This window comes from Azonexus sp. (genome assembly GCF_036170495.1).
GTDB lineage: Bacteria > Pseudomonadota > Gammaproteobacteria > Burkholderiales > Rhodocyclaceae > Azonexus.
The window spans coordinates 1-2950 of sequence record NZ_JAVHPH010000282.1 but is presented as its reverse complement, the minus strand read 5'-3'; the positions used below and the strand labels follow the sequence as shown (position 1 = coordinate 2950).

General features: G+C 66.9%; 3 protein-coding genes and 1 pseudogene. All 4 read right to left on the bottom strand.

All coding sequences use genetic code 11. The features are described from left to right. Position 1: 1 nt before the first annotated feature. Positions 2 to 1162: a cobalt-precorrin-5B (C(1))-methyltransferase gene (locus ADADOO_RS10155; protein WP_511277236.1), complete on the bottom strand. Its 1161-nt coding sequence runs from the start codon at positions 1160 to 1162 to the stop codon at positions 2 to 4. Beyond that, a complete protein-coding gene (locus tag ADADOO_RS10150) occupies positions 1159 to 1866 on the bottom strand; it encodes a precorrin-8X methylmutase (protein WP_511277234.1) in 708 nt (235 codons plus the stop codon). The genes ADADOO_RS10155 and ADADOO_RS10150 overlap by 4 nt, the downstream gene beginning before the upstream one ends. Positions 1867 to 1872: 6 nt before the next feature. After that, positions 1873 to 2787, bottom strand: a complete 915-nt coding sequence (locus ADADOO_RS10145) for a sirohydrochlorin chelatase (protein WP_511277238.1) — start codon at positions 2785 to 2787, stop codon at positions 1873 to 1875. Then, positions 2783 to 2950, bottom strand: a pseudogene (locus tag ADADOO_RS10140) (precorrin-4 C(11)-methyltransferase); the annotation flags it as partial. The gene ADADOO_RS10145 and the pseudogene ADADOO_RS10140, both read right to left, overlap by 5 nt.

The window sequence follows — 2950 nt, the reverse complement described above, 5'->3', positions numbered from 1 at the left end:
CCTATTTTCTTGCTTCATGTTCTTCCAGTCGACAAATGAACCGTCCCTCGAAATCGCAAACCAGGATGGTGAGTTGGTAAGCGCCGGGATAGCTGGTCTTCAGGCTGCGCATGGCCTGGTTGGCCAGCGCCCGGTGGAATGCTACGGTCAACCCGAGATTGGCCAGTTTTTCGGCGGCGAAACGCGCCGTTTCGGCGGCGCGGATTTCTTCGACCAAATCGGCCGGGGCGCCGACTTCCCGGGCCGCTTCGGCGAGCACGTCACGATCGATTTCGGCCTTCCAGGCGTGGGTGACGGCCAGGCCCTGGCCCATCTTGGTTAGCTTGCCGACCATGGCGCCGACGTGAATTTGGGCAAAGCCACGCTTGACCGCCGACTGGAAGGCGGCCTTGACGAAGTCGCCCATCTGGACAAAACAGGATTCGTCGAGCTCCGGCAATTGGCGCATGGCGAATTTCTCGGTGCGCCCGCCGGTGGTAAAGACGATGCGGGTCTGCCCCTGCCTGGCGGCGACATCGACGGCCTGGACGACGCTGGCGCGGAAGGCGGCGGTCGAATAGGGGCGGACGATGCCGGTCGTGCCCAGTATCGAAATGCCGCCGAGGATGCCGAGCCGGGCGTTCAGCGTTTTTTTGGCCATTTCGTCGCCGCCCGGTACCGAAATGGTGATTTCCAGGCCGTCGTGGTCGAGCAGTTCGCTGGCCGCCGTCCGCACGTTGTCGATGATGTTGCGCCGGGGCACCGGGTTGATCGCCGGGCCGCCGACTTCGAGACCCAGGCCGGCCTTGGTCACGACACCGACGCCGAAGCCGCCCTTGAGCACAACTTCGCCGGCCCGATGCGGCAGGATGCGGACATCCGCCGTCAGGTGCGCGCCATGCGTTGCATCCGGGTCGTCACCGGCATCCTTGACGATGACGGCATGGGCCAGCCCGGCAACTTCTTCGACATAGCCATCGGTCACGGCGAAACGGACCTCGCGGCCATTCGGCAGGCGACAGACAACGGTATCGGCGACCTCGCTATTGAGCAGGCCCAAAGCGGCCGCTTTAGCCGCCGCCGCCGAGCAGGCGCCGGTGGTGAAGCCGGTGCGGTTGCCGCGCTGGCGCCGGCTATCACCCTTGCGGACCTTGCCCGGGCTGGCATCGCCGGGCTGGCTCACAGGACGGCCCGGTGCACGCAAGCCGCCCGTTTCTGTTCGGCCTCGGCCAGGCCGAGCAGGGCGTGGATGGCGGCGACGACCAGGGTCGAACCGCCCTTGCGGCCGGCGATCGCCACCCACGGAATGTCGTCCAGTGTCATCAGCAGCGCCTTCGATTCGGCCGCCGAGACGAAGCCGACCGGCATGCCGACGATCAGCGCCGGCCGGGCGCCGGCGGCGCGGACCAGGCGGACGATTTCGATCAACGCCGTCGGCGCATTGCCGATGCCGACGATGGCGCCGTCGAGTTTGCCCAGTCGGTGCGCCTTGCGCATGGCCTGGACGGCGCGGGTGGTGTCCTCGGCCCGGGCTTGCTCGATGACGTCCGGGTCGGCGATAAAGTGCCGGGGGCGCATGCCGAAGTGCTTGAGGCGCGGCGCCGAGAGCCCGACGCAGATCATTTCGACGTCGGCGACGATCGGCGTGTCGCCCTTGAGCACGGCGGCCAGGCCGGCCTGCATCGCCGCCGGGTGAAAGCGGGTCAGGCCGTTGAATTCGAAATCGGCATTGGCGTGGATCATCCGGCGGACCAGCGGCCACTGCTCGGCGGTGTAGGCGTGCGGACCGACTTCGGCGTCGATGATGGCAAAGGAGTCGTGCTCGATGGCGCGGCCGGCAGCGGTCAACTGCTCGGTCACGATGTTTGCGGCGGTGGTCTGGGTCATGGCGATTCAGGCGTGAGCGGGTTGGCAGGGATGGGCGTGATCGTCTTGGTGGGCGTGGCCGCAAACGCGACTCTCACCAGCGACCGCCGTGTGGCTGTGATCGTGCAGGTGTTCTGCCTCGGCCGCCGCGCGGTATTTGCAGCCGTCGCATTCGAGCAGGCCACCGTCCGGCAATTCGCGCCCGGCCACCTTGGCATCAAGCAGGTCGAAAATGCCTTTGTCGAAACCGAAGTGGGTGCCGAGGGCGAAAGCGAGGCTCGGGTATTGCGTCTGCAGGCGCGCGACCTGGGCCTTGATGCGCGCGATCAGGACGCCGGTGAACAGGTAGACCGGGACGATGCAGATCTGCGTCATGCCCAGCCTGGCCTGGCGTTGCACCACCGTCTCCAGGCGCGGCCAGGTGACGCCGGTAAAGGCCAGGTCGACCAGCTCGTGGTCGTTGGCCTCGAACAGCCAGCGCGCCATCCGGGCCAGTTCGCCATTGGCGCCGGCATCGGAGGAGCCGCGGCCGAGCAGGATGACGCCGGTGGTCTGCGGGTCGGGCATGGCGAGGCTGAGCATCAGGCATTCGAGCTGGCCCTGCAGCACGGCGAGGATTTCGCGGCCCATGCCAAGGTGGCGGGTGACCGCGAAGTCGACCCCGGGGTGGCGGCTGCGGGCCTCTTCCAGTGCGGCCGGCAACTCCATCTTGACGTGGCCGGCGGCGTTCAGAATGAAGGGAATGACCAGCACCCGGCGGGCCTGTCTGGTGGCCCGGTCGAGGCCGTCGGCGAGCAACACCTCGGCGTGCTCGATGAAGCACACCTCGATGCGCCAGCCGGGATGGCGCTCGCGCCACTGGGCGGCGAAATGCAGAATTTCCTGGTTGCCGTCGCGGTGGCGCGAACCGTGGCCGACCAGCAACAGCGTCGTTTCGTTAATCATGGGTAATCTCCGTGGCTTTGCGGAAGCGGTGCGAAAAACCGGGGTCGTAGAGTTTGGAACGGATCAGGTCAGGCCAATCGGCGGCGCCCAGCGTCGGGCTGGCGACGATCATCGCCTGGCTGCCGACCTTCTCGGCCTGGCACTTGTGCTTGATGTCGGC

Excerpts from the sequence above, each read along its gene's own strand:
- ADADOO_RS10150 (WP_511277234.1), bottom strand. The coding sequence starts at position 1,866 with ATGACCCAGACCACCGCCGCAAACATCGTGACCGAGCAGTTGACCGCT.